Origin of the sequence: Thauera sp. K11, assembly GCF_002354895.1 — a bacterium.
GTDB lineage: Bacteria > Pseudomonadota > Gammaproteobacteria > Burkholderiales > Rhodocyclaceae > Thauera > Thauera sinica.
Genome location: NZ_CP023439.1, coordinates 1,498,880 through 1,519,780 on the forward strand (window position 1 = coordinate 1,498,880; position 20,901 = coordinate 1,519,780).

At 70.0% G+C, this 20,901-nt stretch carries 15 protein-coding genes and 1 pseudogene; 15 read left to right on the forward strand and 1 reads right to left on the reverse strand.

Annotated elements, in window-relative coordinates; genetic code table 11:
• Positions 1-9: 9 nt before the first annotated feature.
• From CCZ27_RS06600 to CCZ27_RS06670, 15 genes are all read left to right on the forward strand, one after another.
• A complete protein-coding gene (locus tag CCZ27_RS06600) occupies positions 10-525 on the forward strand; it encodes a sigma-70 family RNA polymerase sigma factor (RefSeq protein WP_096446662.1) in 516 nt (171 codons plus the stop codon).
• A gap of 23 nt (positions 526-548) precedes the next feature.
• Positions 549-1,643: a FecR family protein gene (locus CCZ27_RS06605; protein ID WP_096452274.1), complete on the forward strand. Its 1,095-nt coding sequence runs from the start codon at positions 549-551 to the stop codon at positions 1,641-1,643.
• A 395-nt stretch (positions 1,644-2,038) separates the two neighbouring features.
• On the forward strand, positions 2,039-4,429 hold the full coding sequence (locus CCZ27_RS06610) for a TonB-dependent receptor (protein ID WP_198363284.1): 2,391 nt from the start codon (positions 2,039-2,041) through the stop codon (positions 4,427-4,429).
• Between the two features lies 1 nt (position 4,430).
• Positions 4,431-4,766 (forward strand): hypothetical protein, encoded by a 336-nt coding sequence (locus tag CCZ27_RS06615; RefSeq protein WP_157748468.1) that lies wholly within the window; start codon positions 4,431-4,433, stop codon positions 4,764-4,766.
• A complete protein-coding gene (locus CCZ27_RS06620) occupies positions 4,763-5,056 on the forward strand; it encodes a hypothetical protein (protein WP_096446668.1) in 294 nt (97 codons plus the stop codon). Before CCZ27_RS06615 ends, CCZ27_RS06620 begins: the two co-directional genes overlap by 4 nt.
• Positions 5,053-5,343 carry a hypothetical protein gene (locus tag CCZ27_RS06625; protein WP_096446670.1) on the forward strand — a complete coding sequence of 97 codons (291 nt, stop codon included), beginning with the start codon at positions 5,053-5,055 and terminating at the stop codon, positions 5,341-5,343. Before CCZ27_RS06620 ends, CCZ27_RS06625 begins: the two co-directional genes overlap by 4 nt.
• A 17-nt stretch (positions 5,344-5,360) precedes the next feature.
• Positions 5,361-7,055, forward strand: a complete 1,695-nt coding sequence (locus CCZ27_RS06630) for a PepSY-associated TM helix domain-containing protein (RefSeq protein ID WP_096446672.1) — start codon at positions 5,361-5,363, stop codon at positions 7,053-7,055.
• A 204-nt stretch (positions 7,056-7,259) separates the two neighbouring features.
• Positions 7,260-8,681, forward strand: a complete 1,422-nt coding sequence (gene aspA / locus CCZ27_RS06635) for an aspartate ammonia-lyase (RefSeq protein ID WP_096446675.1) — start codon at positions 7,260-7,262, stop codon at positions 8,679-8,681.
• Positions 8,682-8,711: 30 nt separating this feature from the next.
• Positions 8,712-10,013, forward strand: a complete 1,302-nt coding sequence (locus tag CCZ27_RS06640) for a dicarboxylate/amino acid:cation symporter (RefSeq protein ID WP_096446677.1) — start codon at positions 8,712-8,714, stop codon at positions 10,011-10,013.
• A gap of 102 nt (positions 10,014-10,115) precedes the next feature.
• Positions 10,116-10,871, forward strand: a complete 756-nt coding sequence (locus CCZ27_RS06645) for a sulfite exporter TauE/SafE family protein (protein ID WP_096446679.1) — start codon at positions 10,116-10,118, stop codon at positions 10,869-10,871.
• A 42-nt stretch (positions 10,872-10,913) separates the two neighbouring features.
• Positions 10,914-12,767, forward strand: a complete 1,854-nt coding sequence (locus CCZ27_RS06650) for a sensor histidine kinase (RefSeq protein ID WP_096446681.1) — start codon at positions 10,914-10,916, stop codon at positions 12,765-12,767.
• A complete protein-coding gene (locus tag CCZ27_RS06655) occupies positions 12,760-14,088 on the forward strand; it encodes a sigma-54-dependent transcriptional regulator (protein ID WP_096446683.1) in 1,329 nt (442 codons plus the stop codon). Before CCZ27_RS06650 ends, CCZ27_RS06655 begins: the two co-directional genes overlap by 8 nt.
• A gap of 331 nt (positions 14,089-14,419) precedes the next feature.
• Positions 14,420-14,893, forward strand: a complete 474-nt coding sequence (locus CCZ27_RS06660) for a hypothetical protein (protein ID WP_096446685.1) — start codon at positions 14,420-14,422, stop codon at positions 14,891-14,893.
• 158 nt (positions 14,894-15,051) lie between these two features.
• Positions 15,052-16,161 carry a 4-hydroxyphenylpyruvate dioxygenase gene (gene hppD, locus CCZ27_RS06665; RefSeq protein WP_232516585.1) on the forward strand — a complete coding sequence of 370 codons (1,110 nt, stop codon included), beginning with the start codon at positions 15,052-15,054 and terminating at the stop codon, positions 16,159-16,161.
• Positions 16,162-16,256: 95 nt separating this feature from the next.
• The gene (locus CCZ27_RS06670; RefSeq protein ID WP_232516586.1) at positions 16,257-20,105 is read left to right on the forward strand and encodes an indolepyruvate ferredoxin oxidoreductase family protein; all 3,849 of its coding nucleotides are present in this window, start codon (positions 16,257-16,259) and stop codon (positions 20,103-20,105) included.
• On the opposite strand, the pseudogene CCZ27_RS06675 reads toward CCZ27_RS06670, so the two are convergent.
• Positions 20,015-20,899, reverse strand: a pseudogene (locus CCZ27_RS06675) (AraC family transcriptional regulator); the annotation flags it as partial. The gene CCZ27_RS06670 and the pseudogene CCZ27_RS06675 sit on opposite strands and share 91 nt — an antisense overlap.
• Positions 20,900-20,901: the final 2 nt, after the last annotated feature.

Sequence of the window (20,901 nt, forward strand, 5' to 3'; positions counted from 1 at the left end):
GAGTGTGTCGTGTCCGCCGAAGCCGCCGTCCAACAGCAGGTCCATGCGTGGTATTCCGATCACCATGGATGGCTCAAGGCGTGGCTGTGCAGGACCCTGGGCTGCCCGCACCGTGCGGCCGACGTGGCGCACAACACCTTTCTGCGCGTGATCGCGGGGCGCCATTCACTGGCCGACGTGCAGCAGCCGAGGGCCTGGCTGACCACCACCGCGAAGCGGCTCATCGTCGACGAGGTCCGCCGGGAACGGATCGAGCAGGCTTACCTGGCCGAACTGGCGGCGCTGGGCGAGGACGACTGGTCACCGTCGCCCGAGCAGATCCTCGCCGCAGTGCAGGCCCTCATGCAGTTGTGCTCGGTGCTGGAGAGCGTCTCGGCGAAGGCGCGCACGGCGTTCGTCCGCCATTACATCGACGGCGAGACGCAGGCCGCCGTGGCGGACGAACTGGGGGTGTCGACGAAGATGATCCAGAAGTACCTCGTCCGGGTCCTCGTCGAGGTCCGCTGCATCGGGCTTGGTGCTTGAGACGGCGGCGTCCGGAGCCTCACGTGTCGCCGTCCGCGGAACATCGTCCTCCAGCCTCCGCCGCCGCACCCGGGCATCTCTCTCCGGCGCAGGAGGCGGCTGCCCGTGAAGCCGCACAGTGGATCGTCTCCCTCGGTTCGGACGATCCGGAGGAGCGCCGCCGCGCCCGCGAGGGTTTCGCCGCGTGGAAGGCCGCGGACCCGCGGCACGCCGCCGCGGCGGCCGACATGGAGGCTTTTCTCGACCGCGCGCGTGGCCTGGTCGGCCAGGCGGGGGCGGGGTGCGACGAGGCCCCGCCTGCGGCGCGCGCGGCCCGCGCCACGCTCGCCGCGCTGGTCGGGCGCGGTGCAGGCGACGCGGCACGCAGGGCGCGGATGAAGCGCATCGGCGGCGTGCTGGGGCTGGCCGTGGCGGCTGCTGCCGTGCTGACCCTGGCCATGGGATCGCCGGCCGTGATGCTGGCCGACCTGCATACATCCGCCGGCGAGCGGCATCACGAAATCCTGCTGGATGGCACCCGCCTCACCCTCTCCACCGCCACCGCCGCGAACTTTCGTGTCGATGGGCAGCGGCGGTGCGTCCGGCTTCTGCAAGGCGAGATCCATGTCGACGTGGCCAGGGACGAGGCGCATCCCTTCGTGGTGGAAACGCCCCACGGCCGGATCCGTGCTCTCGGGACGCGCTTCATCGTGCGCAACGAGGCGGATGCCACCTTGCTGACCATGCTCGAATCCCGTACCGAAGTCAGTACGGCCGCCCCTGCACTCCGGCAGGCGGAAGGGGCGACGAGGACGGTCGGCGCGGGGCAGCAGGTGCGTCTGTCGAAGCGTGGTATCGAGACCGTGGGCGAGGTCGATTCCCGGCTGCAGGAAGAGGCTTTCATGCACCGCCGCCTGGTGGCGAACGACCGCCCGCTGCCCGACGTGCTGGACGAGCTGGGCCGCCATCGCGGCGGCCTCGTCCGCTACCGGCGCGGCGACGTCGAGGGTTTGCGGGTGACCGCGGTGCTGCCGCTCGACGATACCGACCAGGCCCTGCGCCTGCTGCTGGCGGAGTTCCCGCAGTTGAGGATGCGCACCCTCACGCCCTGGCTGGTCTTGATCGGCCCGCGCGGCTGACGGGGCCGTCCGCGAGGCGGCGCCGGTGCGTTTCCGGGTTCGCCGCGCCTTCCCCGCAGGGCGCGACGAATTTCTTCCGCGTGGCGGTTCCACTTTGCGCTTCTCGTTCGTCAAGGCACTTGAAGACGACGCATTCGCGCCGCGAACGCTCCCGGAACCTGCCCGCCACGCGCCCTTGCCGGCGCGGGACATCCGGCCTCGGGCCGTACCGGCCGGCGGCGGTGCGCGTCTGTAGAAGGCCAGCCCGTCCACCGGGCGGCCGGAACCGCCATCGCCTTTCATCGATACGAGGTCGAATCATGACGAATGCCCGCTTGGGCGCTCTTTGCCGTGCCCTGACGGCGCACCGCCTTGCCGCATCTTCCGGCAGGAGCATTGTTCCCAGACCCTTGGCCGTGCAACTGGCCCTCGTCGCGCTGGTGGCGGGCGGAGTCGTTCCGCAGGCTGCCGCGCAGGCGCAGCCCGGCGGGGCGCGGACGGCCGTCGCCGCCGACGTCCCCGCGGGGCCGCTGGCCGAGGCGCTCAATCGCTTCGCGGTGCAGGCGGGCATTTCGCTGGCGGTGGATGCCGGCAAGCTGAAGGGGAAATCCTCTCGGGGCATCACGGGCAGCGTGACGGCGGAAGAGGGCCTGCAGAGGCTGCTCGCCGGCAGCGGATTCCGGCTCGGCCGCAATCCGGCGGGGTACGTGCTGGTTCCCGAATCCGCGCAGGAGCCCTCGTCCGACGGTACGGCCACGCTCCCAGCCGTGCGGGTGCACGCGACGGCTGGTGCGTGGCCCGACGAGCTGCCGGGGGTGTACGCGGGCGGCCAGGTTGCCAAGGGGGCCCGCCTGGGCGCGCTGGGCAACACGGACGTCATGGACACGCCGTTCAGCATCACCAGCTACACCTCCGAAGTGATCCGGAACCAGCAGGCGAGCACGGTGGGGGAAGTGCTGGTCAACGATCCGTCGGTGCGTTTCACGACATCCAACGGCCACATGTACGAGAACTTCCGGGTGCGGGGGTTCGACATCAACGCTTCCGAACTGGCGGTCAATGGCACTTTCGGGCTGGTGCCGGTCGGCCATGTGCCGATCGAGTTCGTCGAGCGGGTCGAAATCCTGAAAGGGCCCAGCGCGCTGTTCAGCGGCATGGTGCCGGGTGGCGGCGTGGGCGGCGTGATCAACCTCGTTCCCAAGCGCGCGGGGGATGAGCCGCTCGCGCGCTTGTCGCTGGGCTACCGTTCCGAAGGCCAGTGGGGCGGCAGCATCGACGCGGGGCGGCGCTTGGGCGAGAACAAGGCGGTGGGCGTGCGCGTCAACGCTTCCTACACCGACGGTGACACCGATCTGGACGGGCAGTCCAAGAGGCGGGAGTTCCTGTCGGTCGGCGCGGACTACCGCAGCGACGCCCTCAAGGCGTCCGTCGATGCCTACCAGAGCAAGGAGTCCTACACCGGGGGCACGCCGGCGATGTACCAGTTCCGGGCCGCGCTGACCGACATCCCGAAGGCGCCGGACCCCGACATCAACCTGTTCCGGGGGCTGTACGGCACCCTGGAAAGCTCGGGTGCGGTCTTCCGCGTGGAGTACGAATTCAGTCCCCAGATATCTGCGTTCGCCAGCGCCGGGGTGATGAACCACGACTACTCCGGTTTCATCAACGGCACCCATGCCCGCCAGATCGCGGCCAACGGCAACTACAGCGCCTGGGCCTCCGGACAGCTCGGCTACAACGACAACGTGAGCGCCGAAGCAGGGCTGCGGGTGCGCTTCGAGAGGGGCGAGGTGGCGCACCAGGTCGTCGTCCATGCATCCCGCCTCGACATGGAGGCGGGCTCGGGGGTGCTCATCGGGCCCACCTACACGTCGAACATCTACCATCCTTCGGTGCCCATCGTCGGCCGGCTCCCCGCGCGCGCGGGCAAGACCAGCGAGACGACGCTGGCGAGCCTCGCCCTGGTGGATACGCTGTCCTTCATGGATGACGCGGTGCAACTGACGCTGGGCGCGCGCAAGCAGGGCGTCGAGACCACCAATTTCAACAGCAACACCGGCGCGGTGACGGCGAAGTACGACAAGGACGCGCTGACGCCTGCGGTGGCGGTGCTGGTCAAGCCGTGGGGCCCGGCGCTGTCGCTGTACGCCAGTTATGTGCAGGGCCTCAGCCAGGGCGGAACGGTGACCGATGCCACCGCCACCAACTACCGGCACGTCTTCGCGCCCTACAAGACCGAGCAAAAGGAGATCGGCGCCAAGTGGGACGCCGGCAGCTTCGCCAACACGCTCGCGGCGTTCGAGCTTACCAAGCCGACCCTGGTGAAGATCGGCGACACCTACACCGACGAGGGCGAACAGCGCATCCGCGGCGTCGAATGGACCACCTTCGGAGCGCTGTCGCGGGACGTGCGCCTGCTGGGCGGCATCGCGCACACCCGCGGCACCCAGACCAAGACCGCGAACAACCTCTACAACGGCAAGGATGCGACCGCCGTGCCGCGCTGGCAGGCCAATCTCGGCCTGGAATGGGATACCCCGTGGCTTCCCGGCCTGACCCTGAGCGGACGGGTGATCGGTACCAGCAGCCAGTACATCAACGCCGCGAATACCCAGCGCATTCCGGGCTGGAGCCAGGTCGATGTCGGCGTCCGGTACGGGACGAAGGTGGGCGGGCACGACGTGGCCCTGCGGCTCAACGTCGCCAACCTGTTCGACCGGCACTACTGGTCCGGCAGCTTCAGCGAGAACTTCGCCACGCTGGGGCCGGCGCGCTCGGTCACCGCATCGGCGACGGTGGATTTCTGACGTGATGCGGATTCGCTGCCCGATCGTCGCGGGCCTGTGCATCCTCGCCGCCGGCCGCGCCGCGCTCGCCGCCGGACCCGCGGCAAGCGGGGAGGCGTGGGCCCCGGTGGTGCTGCCCGCCGTGCAACAGGCGGAAGTCCGTTCCGGGCGAAGCGGGCACCGCTATCGCATCTACGTGTCGGAGCCCGCCTCGCCGCCGCCTGCCGGCGGCCGGATGGTGACCGCGCGCCATCGGGTGGATGCCGGCCTCGAGCCGCGGCATGCAGTTCTTCCTGGCGCAGCCCTGATGCGGCCGGGGAATGTCGCGAACATTGCCGTGCGGGGCGCAGGCGCATGACATCTTCCACTTTCGTCCCCCTCGGCCTGGCCGCCGCCTTCGCGGGCTGCGTGTGCATCTATCTGGCCTCGCCGAACCAGAACTGGCGCGACAGGCCCTGGCCCCGCGGGCCGTCGCGGGCGGCGGGCTGGCTGCTGCTGGCCGCGGGCCAGGTCGCCTTGCTGCAGTTCTTCCAGCCCGTGGCGGCGGTCTTCGCTTTCGTGGTCTGCCTGATGCTGTTCTTCGTGTCGTTGCCCTACGCGGCGGCCTTCCGGGTGAGGGAGAAGGCGAAGGGGAGGGCATCGGAATGAACGCGCGCAAACCCCCGGCCATCCGGCGCGACTGGCTGTCCAAGACCACCGCGGGCACGCTGCTGGGCCTGACGCTCGCCCTGGGGTGCAGCGGCCTCTTCGTCGTGTTCGGCCCCGACATGGCGGCCTCCATCGAGGCGCAACTGGCGATGTGGATGGTTCCGCCCATCTGGCTGGGCGTCTTGGGCGGCACGTTCTTCTTCCACAGCGGAATGCGCGCCTGGCTCTGGCTGGGCGGCGCGAACCTTCTCATCCTCGCGGTGCTGGCAGCGGCACGCGCATCCTGATCCTCGGCGGGCAACCCATGCGTTCGGACATCATCCGCATCTACAAGGCCGTCCATACCTGGACCGGCATCATCACCGGCATGGCCCTGTTCATCGCGTTCTATGCCGGCGCGCTGACGGTCTTCCAGGAGCCGATCGCGCGCTGGGCGTCGCCGCCGGCCGAGGGCCGGGCGGTGCCGCTGCAGGATGCGCAGGCGCTCATCGTCGGCACGCTGCAGGCGCATCCCGAAGCCGCCCGCGACTTCACCATCCACCTGCGCGAGGCCGAGCACCTTCCCGCGCGGATGAGCTGGCGGGTGCGCGAGCAAGGCGCGGACGATCACGACGAAACGTCGGCCCGGCACTACGTCGCCTCGCTGGACGCCGGAGCCGGGGTGAAGGTCGAAGAGGCCCGCCCCTCTCAACTGTCCAAGTTCATCGACGTGCTGCACCGCGTCGTGGGCCTGCCGGTGGACAGCGACCCGAACCGCTGGATCATGGGCGTGGTGGCGGCGCTCTACACGCTCGCCCTGGTGTCCGGCGTGATCGTGCTGCTGCCCTCGCTGGTGAAGGATTTCTTCGCCCTGCGCGTGGGCCGGAATCTGAAGCGCATGTGGCTCGACGCCCACAACGTGGTCGGCATCGTCAGCCTGCCGTTCCACCTGGTGATGGCGCTTACCGCCGTGGTGTTCGCCTTTCACGACGGCATCTACTACCTGCAGGACAAGATGTTCCACGAGGGCAGGCTGGCCGGCAACTTCCAGGGCGGGCGGAGCGCCGCGGCGCCCCCATCGTCCCTGTCGCCCCCCGACCCGGCGACGATGCTGCCGCCCGCCGAACTGGTCGCCCGGGCGCAGGCCGTGTCGCCCGACTTCGAGCCCGAGACGCTGCAGTATCAGAACGTGATCGGTCCCCGCGCGGCGGTGCGCGTGTGGGGCAAGGACGCCGCGGCGCTGTCGCCGCGGGCGCTCGGCGGCTTCGTCGCGATCGACCCGTACAGCGGCCGCGTGCTCAGTACCGACTATCTGCCCGGGCGGCAGGATGGCGCGCACACGACCGTCAGCAGTTTCTTCGCGCTGCACATGGCTGCCTTCGGCGGCACGCCGGTGCAGTGGATGTATTTCGTGCTCGGCCTGGCGGGCGTCTGGCTGTTCTACAGCGGCAACCTGCTGTGGGTCGAGTCCCGCCGGCGCAAGGCTGCCCGCGGCGAAACCGGCATCCCCGCGCAGCGCCGCGACGTGCGCCTGATGGCCTCGGCCACCGTCGGCGTGTGCCTTGGCTGCATCTGCGGCATCTCGCTTACCATCGCCGCCGGCAAGTGGCTGCATGGCCACGTGGAGGACGTGAACGCATGGCACCGCTATATCTACTACGCGGTGTTCTTCTGCAGCATCGCCTGGGCATTTGCGCGCGGTGCGGCCGTCGCCTCGGTGCATCTGCTGCAGGCGGCGGCCGCCTGCACGCTGGCCATTCCACTGACGACCCTGCTGGCGTGGAGCGTCCCGTCGCTCGGCATGTGGGCGCACGGCAGTGCCGCCGCGCTGGGCGTGGATGCGACCGCGCTGGGCGGCGCCTTCTGCTTCGCGTGGATGGCGCGGGCCACCGCGCGCCGGGTGCGCTCGGGACCGCGGGACAGCGTGTGGTCGGCGCACGCGCAGGGGCCGGCCGTCGCGCCCGTGGCCGACGGTGCGGCCAGCCCCGGCCGCGCCGGCGTGGAGTCGGGGCCGGTCTGACGCGGGCCGGCCGCCGGCGCGGCCGTCCGGATTTCCGGACGGCGAAACCGGGCATCCGTTCGGGATTTCGTGCCGCGGCCTCGAAATGAAAAAATTTCATATGTAAAAACAGATATTTGCAAACTGTCTCCGCTGGCACGCGACGTGCGATGTCCTGGCAGCTCTTCCCGACCGCGGGGGGCTTCATACCAAAGGAGACAGACCGTGGAAACATTGCCCGTTCGCATCGAACACGACCTGCTTGGCGACCGCGAGGTGCCGGCTTCGGCCTATTACGGCGTGCATACGCTGCGCGCCTGCGAGAACTTCCCGATCACCGGCATCACCATCGCCGCCTATCCCGACCTGATCCGGGCGCTGGCGCAGATCAAGAAGGCCGCGGCCGAAGCCAACCGCCAGCTCGGCCTGCTGGATGCGCGCCGCTGCGACGCCATCGTCGCCGCCTGCCGCGAGATCATCGACGGACGGTGGCACGACCAGTTCGTCGTGGACGTCATCCAGGGCGGGGCGGGGACCTCGACCAACATGAACGCCAACGAGGTCATCGCCAACCGCGCGCTGGAACTCCTGGGCCATGCCCGCGGCGAGTATGCGCACCTGCATCCGAACGAGCATGTGAACATGAGCCAGTCGACCAACGACGTCTATCCGACGGCGCTCAAGCTCGCGACCTACGTCGGCATCTTCCGCCTGGTCGATGCAATGGCCTATCTGCGCAAGGCGTTCGAGCGCAAGGCGGACGAGTTCGCCGACGTGCTGAAGATGGGCCGCACCCAGTTGCAGGACGCGGTGCCGATGACGCTGGGGCAGGAATTCTCGACCTACGCGGTGATGCTGGGCGAGGACGAGGAGCGCCTGAAGGAGGCGGCGCTGCTGATCCGCGAGATCAACCTCGGCGCCACCGCGATCGGCACCGGCATCAATGCCCATCCGGAATACGCGCCGCTGGTGTGCCGCCGGCTGGCGGAGATCAGCGGCGTCCCGGTGGTGACCTCGCCGAACCTGATCGAGGCGACGCAGGACTGCGGCTCCTTCGTGCAGTTGTCGGGCGTCCTCAAGCGCGTCGCGGTCAAGCTCTCCAAGGTGTGCAACGACCTGCGCCTGCTGTCGTCGGGGCCGCGCGCCGGCCTGGGCGAGATCAACCTGCCCGCCCGCCAGGCCGGCTCGTCGATCATGCCGGGCAAGGTGAATCCGGTGATCCCGGAGGTGGTGAACCAGATCGCGTTCGAGATCATCGGCAACGACCTGACGGTGAGCTTCGCCGCCGAGGCCGGGCAACTGCAGCTCAATGCCTTCGAGCCCATCATCGCCCACAGCCTGTTCAAGAGCGTGCTGCACCTGTCCAGCGGCTGCCGCGTGCTCGCCGACCACTGCGTCGCCGGCATCACCGCCAACCGCGAACTGCTGCGCGCCTCGGTCGAGCGCTCGATCGGCATCGTCACCGCGCTCAACCCCTACATCGGCTATGCGAACGCCACCGAGGTGGCCGCCGAGGCTTTCCGCAGCGGCCGCGGCGTGGCCGAGGTGGTGCTCGACCGCGGGCTGATGAGCGCCGAGAGGCTGGCCGAGGTGCTGCGCCCCGAAGTGCTGACCCGCCCGCAGCACATCCCCGCCACCGGCGCCTGATCGCGGACGAGACAAGAAAAGGAGGACGACATGAAGATGAATCGCCTGACGACCTGGATCGTCATCGCCATGGTGCTCGGCGTCATCGTGGGCTACGCCTGCAACACGCTGGCGGGCAGCCCCGCGGCGGCGAAGGAGATCGCCGGCTACTTCGGCATGCTCACCGACATCTTCCTGCGCATGATCAAGATGATCATCGCGCCGCTGGTGTTCGCGACCCTGGTGGCCGGCCTGGCCAACATGGGGGATTCGAAGACGGTCGGGCGCATCGGCGGCCGGGCGGTGGCATGGTTCGTCGGCGCCTCGCTGGTGTCGCTGATGATCGGCCTGATCGCGGTGAACCTGCTGCAGCCCGGCGCGGGGCTCGGCGTCGCCCTGCCCGAAGCCGGCACCGCCACCGACCTCAAGACGGGCGCGCTGAACCTGAAGGACTTCATCACCCACGTCTTCCCGAAGAGCATCGTCGAGTCGATGGCCGGCAATTCGATCCTGCAGATCCTCGTCTTCGCGGTGTTCTTCGGCCTGGCGCTCGGTCATCTGCACAACCAGACGGCGCGTTCGCTGGTCGGCACGATGGACGACATCGTCCATGTGATGCTCAAGGTCACCGACTACGTGATGCGCGCGGCCCCGATCGGCGTGTTCGCGGCGGTCGCCGGTGCCATCACCACGCAGGGCCTGGGCATGCTGGCAGTGTTCGGCAAGTTCATGCTGGGTTTCTACCTGGCGCTGGCCGTGCTGTGGGCGGTGCTGATCCTGGCCGGCTACCTGGTCCTGGGGCGCGAGGTGTTCAGCCTGCTCAAGCTGGTGCGCAACCCGATGCTGCTCGGCTTCTCGACGGCGAGCAGCGAGTCGGCCTACCCCAAGCTGATGGAGCAGCTCGAAAAGTTCGGCGTCAGCAACCGCGTCACCGGCTTCGTGCTGCCGCTGGGCTATTCCTTCAACCTCGACGGCTCGATGATCTACACCTCGTTCGCGGCGCTCTTCATCGCCCAGGCTTACGGCATCGAACTGCCGCTGGCGACCCAGGTCACCATGCTGCTGGTGCTGATGGTGTCGAGCAAGGGCATCGCCGGGGTGCCGCGCTCCGCGCTGGTCGTCGTCGCCGCGGTGCTGCCGATGTTCGGCCTGCCCGAGGCCGGCGTGCTGCTGATCCTGGGCATCGACCACTTCCTCGACATGGGGCGCACCGTCACCAACGTGCTCGGCAATGCGATCGCCACCGCGGTCGTGGCAAAGTGGGAGGGGGCGATCGAGCCGGTCGACCCCGCGCTGGCCGAGTCCGAGGAAGCGCTGCCGGTACCCGAGGAGCTGGTTCCGCAGGCCGCCTGAGGCGGACGTGGCGCGGGTTCGGCCCCTCCGGCGGCCGGACCCGCCCGACGGCCCGGTGCCCCGCACCGGGCTTTTCCTGTCAACACGACGCAAGACCCAACGATGATCGACTGGTACATCCTCGCCCCCGCAGCCTTCTTCGCCGGCATGGTGGACGCCGTGGTCGGCGGCGGCGGCCTGATCCAGATCCCGGTGCTGCTGTCGCAGTTTCCGCAGACTGCGATCCCGACGCTCTTCGGTACCAACAAGGTGGCGAGCATCACCGGCACCGGTGCGGCGCTGTGGCGCTACGCGCGCAGCGTACGCATTCCCTGGAGCGTCGTGCTGCCGGCCACGGCGGCGGCGCTGGCCGGCGCCTGGGGCGGGGCGGCGCTGGTCGCCTGGCTGCCGCGCGAGACGATGCGGCCGCTGGTCGTGGTGATGATGATCGTGGTGGCGGTCTATACCTTCATGAAGAAGGACCTGGGCCACCGCGTGACGCGCACCGTGACCCGCGCCGACCGCTGGAAGGGCGCGCTGTTCGGCGGCGTGATCGGCGTGTACGACGGCTTCTTCGGCCCCGGCACGGGCAGCTTCCTGATCTTCGGCTTCGTGCGCCTGTTCGGCATGGACTTCGTGCAGGGCTCGGCCAGCGCCAAGGTCATCAACTTCGCCACCAACCTGTCGGCGATCGCCTTCTTCGCCAGCCACGGCCCCATCCTGTGGCAGATCGGGCTGCTGATGGCCGTCTGCAACCTGGCCGGCTCCTACCTCGGCGTCCAGCTCGCGCTCAAGCACGGCGCAGGCTTCATCCGCAAGGCTTTCCTCGGCGTGGTGATCGTGCTGATCGCCAAGCAGGTGGCCGACCTCGTCGGCTGAGGACGCTGCTACCATGGCCCATCCCGACCCGGCGGTTCCTTCATGTTCCGTTCCCGTTCGCTGGCGCTGCTGCTGTTCTGTGCCGTCCTGGCCGGGCTGAGCGGCCTGGCCGCCTACCGGGTTGCGCAGCGGCTGGGGATCGCCGAACTGCAGGCGACCGGCCTGCACCGGCTCGACCTGTACGCCGCCAGCCTGGAGCGCGAGATCGGCAAGTACGCCTTCCTGCCCGGCACGCTGAGCCTGGAGCAGGAAGTGCTCGACCTGCTCTCCGGCCCGCGGGGCGCGGAGGCGGCCGGCCGCGTCAGCACCTACCTGGAAAGGCTCAACGAGCGCGCCGGCACGCTGGCGATCTACGTCATGGACACGCAGGGCAGGGTGGTGGCCGCGAGCAACTGGCGGCGCCCCGACAGCTTCGTCGGCGAGGACCTTTCGTTCCGCCCCTATTTCCGCGAGGCGATGGCTGCCGGCAGCGGCCGCTTCTTCGGCATCGGCACCACGCGGGGGGACCCTGGCTACTACCTCGCCGCCGCGCTGGCGGGCGAGCAGGAGGTGCTGGGCGTGGCGGTGGTCAAGGTCAGCCTCGAGCAACTGGAAAAATCGTGGTCGACGGTGGAGGCGCCGGTGCTGGTGGCCGACGAGAACGGCGTCGTCATCCTGTCGGCCGTCGCCGGCTGGAAGTTCACCACGCTGCGCCCGCTGGACGACAACACGCGCGCCGCCTTCGACCACAGCCAGCAGTACAACCGCCGCGCGCTCCAGCCGCTGGGCATGCGCGAGATCGAAGGCTACGGGCACGGCGCCCGGCTGGTGCGGATCGCTGCCGACGGGCCGCAGATCGTGTCCGTCTATCCGGTCAGCGGGCGCTTCCTCGCCCAGTCGCGCGCCTTGCCCGGCACGCCATGGACGCTGACGGTGCTGTCGCAGCTCGAACAGGTCGACGATCTCGCGCAGACCCGCGCCGCCCTGGCGGCGATCGCCGCCGCCTGCCTGTGCATGCTGGCCATCATCGTCGCCCTGCGGCGGCGCCACCTGCGCCACCGGCTGGCCGCGCGCGAGGCTTTGCAGAAGGCCCACGACGAACTGGAACGCAAGGTCGAGGAGCGCACCGTCGACCTTTCCGCCGCCAACCAGAAGCTGCAGGACGAGATCGCCGAGCGCATCCGCGCCGAGCGCACCCTGCGCGCCGCGCAGGACGAACTGGTGCAGGCCGGCAAGCTGGCGGTGATCGGGCAGTTGTCGACCGGCATCGCCCACGAGCTGAACCAGCCGCTGGCCGCGCTGCGCACGCTGTCGGCCAACGCCGGCCGCTTCCTGGAACGCGGCGATGCCGGCACCGCGCGCGCGAACCTGGAGCGCATCGCCGAGCTGGCCGACCGCATGGGCCGCATCACCGGGCAGTTGCGCAACTTCGCGCGCAAGTCCAGCGGGCAGTCCGAGCCGGTGCGACTGTGCCATGCCCTGGACAACGCCCTGGCGCTGCTGGAGGCCCGGCTGCGGCGCAGCGGCGCGGCGGTCGAGCGCAGTTGCCCGGCCGACGAGCCGGTGGCGATGTGCGACGCCAACCGGCTGGAGCAGGTGCTGGTCAACCTGGTCGGCAACGCCCTCGATGCGATGGCCGGCCAGGCGCAGCCGCGCCTCGACCTGAGCTGGGAACGTGACGGCGGCGTGGTCCGGCTGCGCGTGCGCGACCACGGGCCGGGCCTCAGCGACGAGGCCCGCTCGCGCCTGTTCGAGCCCTTCTTCACGACCAAGCCGGCCGGCGACGGCCTGGGGCTGGGCCTGGCCATTTCCGCCGGCATCGTCCGCGACTTCGGTGGCAGCCTGCAGGGTGCCAACCATCCGGAGGGCGGCGCCGTCTTCACTCTCGAACTCCCGCTTGCTCCCGGCCATGGCTGACGAACTCAAGATCCTCATCATCGAAGACGATCCCGACGTGGCGCTGGGCTGCGTGCAGGCGCTGCAGCTCGAAGGGCTTGCCGCGGAGCGCGCCGCCAGCGCCGAACAGGGCCGGCGGCGGCTCGGCCCCGACTTCGCCGGCATCGTCGTCAGCGACATCCGCCTGCCCGGCCAGGACGGCATGGACCTGCTGCGCGAACTCCACGCCCTCGACCCGGAACTGCCGGTGGTCCTCATCACCGGCCACGGCGACGTCTCGATGGCGGTGCAGGCGATGAAGGACGGCGCCTACGACTTCCTGCAGAAACCGTTCGCGCCCGAACAACTGGTCGATACCGCGCGCCGTGCGCTGGAAAAGCGCCGCCTCGTGCTCGAAGTGCGCGCGCTGCGCCGCCGGCTCGAACAGCGCGACCTGCTGGAGGCGCGCCTCATCGGCAATTCGCCCGGCATGGTCGGCGTGCGCGCGCTGATCGGCAACCTCGCCGGCAGCGCGGCGGACGTGCTGATCCACGGCGAAACCGGCACCGGCAAGGAACTGGTGGCGCGCTGCCTGCACGACGCCAGCCCGCGGCGCAAGGGCAACTTCGTCGCCATCAACTGCGGCGGCCTGCCCGAGACCCTGTTCGACAGCGAGATCTTCGGCCACGAGGCGGGCGCCTACACCGGCGCCGGCAAGCGCCGCATCGGCAAGATCGAGCATGCCAACGGCGGCACGCTGTTCCTCGACGAGATCGAGACCATGCCGGTGCCGATGCAGATCAAGCTGCTGCGCGTGCTGCAGGAGCGCACGCTGGAGCGCCTGGGCTCGAACACGCCGATCGCTGTCGATTGCCGCATCATCGCCGCGACCAAGGAAGACCTGCTGGCGCTGGCCGGGCAGGGGCGCTTCCGCGCCGACCTCTACTACCGCCTGTCGGTCGCCACCGTGCCGCTGCCGCCGCTGCGCGAGCGGCGCGAGGACATCCCACTGCTGTTCGAGCACTTCCTGCTGCAGGCGGCGGCCCGCCACGACCGCCCGGTGCCGCCGGCGCCGCCGGGACGCATCCAGCAACTGGTCGGCCATCCGTGGCCGGGCAACGTGCGCGAACTGCGCAACGTCGCCGACCGCTGCGTGCTCGGCATCGAAGCGGGCTCGCCGCCGTTCGGCCAGCCGGCGGGCGATCGGCCGTGCCCGCTGGCCGAGACCGTCGAAGCCTTCGAGCGCGCCCTGATCGCCGACGCGCTGCGCCGGCACGGCAGCCTCGCGCGCACCGCCGAGGCGCTGGCGATCGCGAAGACCACGCTGCACGACAAGGTCCGCAAGTACGGCCTGGGCGAATGACGGCGGCCGGCGCGGGTGGCCGCCGGGTAGGGCGCTGCCGTGCCCGCGGGCCGGTGCCGAAGGGATGTCGCATGCGCCGGCGGGGCAATCGTATGAAGAGGTTCTTGCGGCCGTTGGTCCGACGTCACGGCAGGTCTGGCGGCGGGGGATGCGCGGAGCGGACGAGCACTGTCCGAGTTCCGAGCGAAGCGAGGGCGAGTTGCGCAGGACGCGGAGCGCATCCCCCGCCGCCAGACCGGATTCGGTCGATCATGCGATTGCCCCGCACATGGCCCGTCCGGGGCGGCGGCAGGCTAAGCTAACGCGTTTTCGACCACCTCGTCCGGCAGCGATGGAACACCAGATTCTTGCCCGCGCGCTCCACGTCCTCGGCGTCGTGCTGTGGATTGGCGGTGTCGCCTTCGTCACCACCGTCCTGCTGCCGGCGGTGCGCCGCCTGAAGGCGCCGGCCGAGCGGGTGGACCTCTTCGAGGCGGTCGAGGGGCGCTTCGCCATGCAGGCGCGCGGCACCACGCTGCTCGTCGGCGCCACCGGCTTCTACATGACCCACGCCTGGAACCTGTGGGAGCGCTTCCTGGACCCGGCCTTCTGGTGGATGCATGCGATGGTGGCGGTGTGGGCCTTGTTCACCCTCATGCTCTTCGTCGCCGAACCGCTCTTCCTGCACCGCTGGTTCCGGGAAAGCGCGCGGCGGGACCCGGAGCGCACCTTTCGCCGCATCGTGCGGCTGCACGTGTTCCTGCTCTCCGTCAGCCTGCTGACCGTGCTCGGCGCGGTCGCCGGCAGCCACGGCTGGGCGTTCTGAGCGGCGGCTGGCGGGAGAGGCCGCGCGCCGCGCCGGCGGCGCACCAAAGCCTTGCCCGGCGGTCGAAGGTTTGGTTCAAGATGCGCGACATGCGCAGCCCGCCGCTGCCCATCCGGGCATGCGCGGCGAGGGTTGCCGCCGGACGGAGGAGACGAACAGTGAGCAGCCAGGATTTGTGGGACAACCCGACGGGTATCGACGGCTTCGAATTCATCGAGTACGCGGCGCCCGATCCGGTGGAGCTGGCCGGCGTGTTCACCCGGCTGGGTTTCAAGGCGATCGCGCGCCACCGCCACAAGGACGTGACGCTTTTCCGCCAGGGCGGGATCAACTTCATCATCAACGCCGAGCCGGACTCCTTCGCCCAGCGCTTCGCGCGCCTGCACGGGCCGTCGGTGTGCGCGATGGCCTTCCGCGTGGCCGATGCGCGCAAGGCTTACCGGCGCGCGATCGAACTCGGCGCCTGGGGCTACGACTCGCACTCCGGGCCGATGGAACTCAACATCCCGGCGATCAAGGGCATCGGCGATTCGCTGATCTACCTGGTGGACCGCTGGCGCGGCAAGGACGGCCGCCGCGGCGGAATCGGCGACATCAGCATCTACGACGTGGATTTCGAACCGATCGCTGATGCCGATGGCAACACCGACGAGCATCCGGCCGGGCTCGGCCTGCTCGCCATCGACCACCTGACGCACAACGTGCATCGCGGCCGCATGGCGGAGTGGGCGGAGTTCTACCAGCGCCTGTTCAACTTCCGCGAGGCGCGCTACTTCGACATCGAGGGCCGGGTCACCGGTGTGAAGTCGAAGGCGATGACCTCGCCCTGCGGCAAGATCCACATCCCGATCAACGAGGAAGGCAACGACACCAAGGGCCAGATCCAGGAATACCTGGACCGCTACCACGGCGAAGGCATCCAGCACATCGCCCTGGCCGCGGCGGACATCTACCGCACGGTGGACGGCCTGCGTTCCGGCGGCGTGCAGTTGCTGGACACGCCCGACACTTACTACGAGCTGCTGGAAAAGCGCATCCCCGGACACGGCGAGCCGCTGGAAGCGCTGCGTGAGCGCCGCATCCTCGTCGACGGGGCGCCGGGCGACCTGCTGCTGCAGATCTTTTCCGAGAACCAGCTCGGTCCGGTGTTCTTCGAATTCATCCAGCGCAAGGGCAACAAGGGCTTCGGCGAGGGCAACTTCAAGGCGCTGTTCGAGTCGATGGAACTCGACCAGATGCGGCGCGGCGTGCTGAAGGCCGAATCGTGACGAGGGCGGCCGGCGGGCGCTGATCCGCCGGCGAGGCATCAAACCGGCGAGCCCCGCCTGCCATCGGCAAGAAGCGGGGCCGGAGGAGACCTTTCGTGAGCACGACGCAAGCAGCGGTCCATGCCGCACCGCGGGCGGCCATCCGCTACGACTATCGCCTGGCCGACAATCTGGAAGCGGCACGGGGCCGGGTGTTCCTGACCGGGACGCAGGCGCTGGTGCGGCTGCCGCTGATGCAGCGCGCGCTCGACCGCGCGGCCGGGCTGGATACCGCCGGCTTCATCAGCGGCTACCGCGGCTCGCCGCTGGGCGGCTACGACCAGCAGTTGTGGAAGGTGCAGGCGCTGCTCGACGCCAGCCGGATCCGCTTCATGCCGGCGGTCAACGAAGAACTGGGCGGGACCGCGGTGCTGGGTTCGCAGCAGGTGGAGAGCGACCCGCAGCGCACCGTCGATGGCGTGTTCGCGATCTGGTACGGCAAGGGGCCGGGCGTGGACCGCGCCGGCGACGCGCTGCATCACGGCAACATCTACGGCTCTTCTCCCCATGGCGGCGTGCTCGCGGTGCTGGGCGACGACCACGGCTGCGTGTCGTCGTCGTTTCCGCACCAGAGCGACTTCACGCTGCAGTCGTGGGGCATGCCGCTGCTCAACCCGGCGGACATCGCCGAGCTGATCGAATTCGGCCTCTACGGCTGGGCGCTGTCGCGTTTTTCCGGCTGCTGGGTGGGGCTGAAGGCGATCTCGGAGACGGTGGAAAGCGGCTCCACCGTCGATCTCGACGCGCTGCGCACGCGATTCGACGCGCCGGCCGATTTCACGCCGCCGCCGGGCGGCCTGCACTACCGCTGGCCCGACCTGCCCAGCCTCGCCATCGAGCAGCGCCTGGCGGCCAAGCTCGACGCCGTGCGCGCCTTCGCCGCGGCCAATTCCATCGACCGGACGATCTGTGCCTCGAGCGGCGCCGACATCGGCATCGTCACCTGCGGCAAGGCGCACCTGGACCTGCTCGAGGCGTTCCGGCGGCTCGGCATCGGCCTGGACGATCTGGATGCCGCCGGCGTGCGCTGGTACAAGCCGGGGCTCAGTTTTCCGCTGGAGCCGGGCCGCGTCCGCGCGTTCGCGGCCGGGCTGAAGGAGATCCTGGTCGTCGAGGAAAAGGGGCCGGTCGTCGAGCGCCAGATCAAGGAGCTGTTCTACAACGCCGATCCGGCGCGGCGGCCGGTGGTCGTCGGCAAGACGTCGGCCGACGGCGCGCCGATGCTGTCGGCGCTGGGCGAACTGCGGCCGTCGCGGGTGATGCCGGTGGTGGCCGAATGGCTCGCCCGGCACCGGCCGGCGCTGGACCAGCGCCAGCACATCGTGGACCACGTCGCCGAATTCACCGCGCCGGCGCTGCTGTCCAACGAGGCGGACGACGTGCGCCGCGTGCCCTTCTTCTGCTCGGGCTGTCCGCACAACACCTCCACCCGCGTGCCGGAAGGCTCGCGCGCGCAGGCCGGCATCGGCTGCCACTTCATGGCGTCGTGGATGCCCGGCCGCGAGACGGGCGGGCTGATCCAGATGGGCGGCGAGGGCGTCGACTGGGTCGCCCATTCGCAATTCACCCGCACGCCGCACGTGTTCCAGAACCTGGGCGACGGCACGTATTTCCATTCCGGCTTCCTTGCCATCCGCCAGGCGGTGGCGGCGCAGGCCAGCATCACCTACAAGATCCTCTACAACGATGCGGTGGCGATGACCGGCGGCCAGCCGATCGACGGCAAGGTCACCGTCGACGGCATCGCCCGCCAGGTCGAGGCCGAGGGCGCGCGGCGGGTGGCGGTGGTCAGCGACGAGCCGGAGAAGTACCGCGGGCACGAGGGCTTCTTCCCGCGTGGCACCACCTTCCACCACCGCGCCGGACTCGACGCGGTGCAGCGCGAACTGCGCGAGGTGGAGGGCGTCACCGTGCTGATCTACGACCAGACCTGCGCCGCGGAAAAGCGCCGCCGCCGCAAGAAGGGCGAATATCCCGATCCGGCGCGGCGCATCTTCATCAACACCGCGGTATGCGAAGGCTGCGGCGACTGCGGCAGGCAGTCCAACTGCCTGTCCATCGTGCCGGTGGAAACGCCTTTCGGCCGCAAGCGCATGATCGACCAGTCGTCGTGCAACAAGGACTACTCGTGCGTGAACGGCTTCTGTCCGAGCTTCGTGTCGGTGCTGGGCGGCCGGCTCAGGAAGCCGGCCGGCGCGCGCATCGACGCGGAGCGGCTCGACGCGCTCGCGGCGGCGCTGCCGGTGCCGCCCGCGCCGCCGTGGGATGCGCCCTACGACCTGCTCGTGACCGGCGTCGGCGGCACCGGCGTGGTGACGCTGGGCGCGCTCGTCAGCATGGCCGCGCATCTCGAGGGCAAGAGCGCGTCGGTGCTCGACTTCATGGGCTTCGCGCAGAAGGGCGGGCAGGTGCTGGCCTTCGTGCGCCTGGCGCTGCGCCCCGAACTGCTCAACCAGGTGCGCATCGACACGCAGCAGGCCGATGCGCTGCTGGCCTGCGACCTCGTCGTCGGCGCCAGCAACGACGCGCTGCAGACGGTGCGCCGCGGCCGCACGCAGATCGTCGCCAACGCGCACGAGATCCAGACCGCGCGCTTCGTGCACGACCCCGACGCCGACCTGCATGCGCCGGCCCTGCTGGCGAAGATGCGCTTCGCCGCCGGCGACGACAGGGTGCAGACCTGCGATGCGCAGATGCTGGCGCAGCGGCTGCTGGGCGACACGGCGGGCGCCAACGTGCTGCTGCTGGGCTACGCCTGGCAGCGCGGGCTGGTGCCGGTGTCGGTCGAGGCGCTGGACAGGGCGATCGAACTGAACGGGGTGGCGGTGCAGGCCAACCTCGCCGCGTTCCGCCTCGGCAGGCTGGCCGCGGCCGATCCGGCGGCGCTCGCCGGACTGGCCGGCGACGAAGGGCTCGGCCTGCTGCCTTCCCGCGCGGCCGGGGAGGACCTGCAGGCCATCGTGGCGCGCCAGGCCGAGCATCTCACCGCCTACCAGGATGCCGCCCATGCGATGCGCTACCGCGCGCTGGTGGACCGGGTGGCGGCGGTCGAGCGCGGCGTGGTCGGCGAGGGTGCGCCGCTGCGGCTGGCGGCCACGGTCGCGCGGGTGTATGCGCGGCTGCTGTCGTACAAGGACGAATACGAGGTCGCGCGCCTCTTCACCGACGGCAGCTTCTCGGCCGCGCTGGCGGCGCAGTTCGAGGGCGGCTGCACGCTGCGCTTCCACATGGCGCCGCCCTTCCTGGCGCGGCCCGACGGCAGCGGCCGGCCGCGCAAGATCGAGTTCGGGCCGCGCCTGATGCCGCTGATGAAGCTGCTGGCCCGCGGCAAGGTGCTGCGCGGCACGGCGCTCGATTTCTTCGGACGGACCGGCGAGCGCCGCATGGAAAGGGCGCTGCCGGCGGACTACGCGCGCTCCATCGAAGCACTGCTGCCGCGGCTGACGGCGGATGTCCTCGACAAGGCCGTCGTCTTCGCGTCGCTGGCCGAGGGCATCCGCGGCTACGGGCCGGTCAAGCTCGACAACCTGCGCATCGTGAAGCAGCGCGAGCGGGCGCTGGCCCACGAACTGGGCATCGACTTCCGCACCAGCGAGGCCGTCGCCTGCATGCTCGGGCGGCCCGGTGCCGCGGGCGGGGCCGCGGCGGCGGGGGTTCGGCGCGCGCGCCGTCGCGCTGAATCCGCGCGTTTCGCGGACGGTCAGCACGGCGGGGTGTTGAAGCGGCCCGGCGCGGCGGACCTGCGCCGGCGCCTGGCCAGCGTCTCGGAGGGAAGCTCCCCGAACAGTCCGCGGTATTCGGCGGCGAAGCGGCCCAGGTGCGAGAACCCGAATTCCAGCGCGGCCTCGGTGACGTTGCGCAGGCCGGCGGACGATTCGAGCATCTGCCGGCGCACCCCTTCGTAGCGGCGGTGCTTGACGTAGGCGCCCGGCGCCATGCCGAGCAGGCGGTGGAAGCGGTCGTACAGCGTGCGCAGGCTCATGTTGAACAGCGCCGCCAGTTCCCCGGCGCAGATCTCGCGCCGGATGTTGGCGTCGATGTAGCGGTCCACCCGGTCGAGAAAATCCTCGTCGTCCGCGCCGCGGCGGCCTTCCCCGGCGTTGCTGGGGAAGAGGTCCAGCAGCTTGGTCGCGAGGAGGCGTTCCATCTGCGCGGCGGCCAGGCGGTTCGGCCGGTCCTGCTGGTCCGCCTCCAGGTAGAGCATCTCGAGCAGGCGGAAGAAGGCGCTGTCGCGGTCGAGCGGAAAACCGGTGTTGCGGAATTCCACGCCCGCCGGCGGAACGTGGCCGAACTGCTCGCGGCAGCAGGCGTTGAGCACCGTGTTCGGCAGCTTCAGGATCATCTTCTGGCAATCCGACGAATAGCGCAGATCCACCGACTTGCCCGGATTGATCAAGGTCGCCCAGCCCGGCAGCAGGCGGATCTCCTCGTCGGGGTAATTGACCGTACAGGCGCCCTCGACCACCACCTGCAGGTGGTAGCAGTGGTCCAGGCCGGAACTCTTCACCAGCGCCCGGCCGCCGTAGGTGATCTCGCTCAAGGCCACGGCGCCCAGGTTCTTGTGCCGCAGGGTGGCGCGTGCGGTCGGGCTGAGGATGTCCAGCGTATGGTTGCCGATGTGGCTGCGGACATACGCCGACACCTCGAGCGGACTCGCCTTGTGGAAGACCGTGCCGGTCTTCAGCAGATTGGCTGCCATGT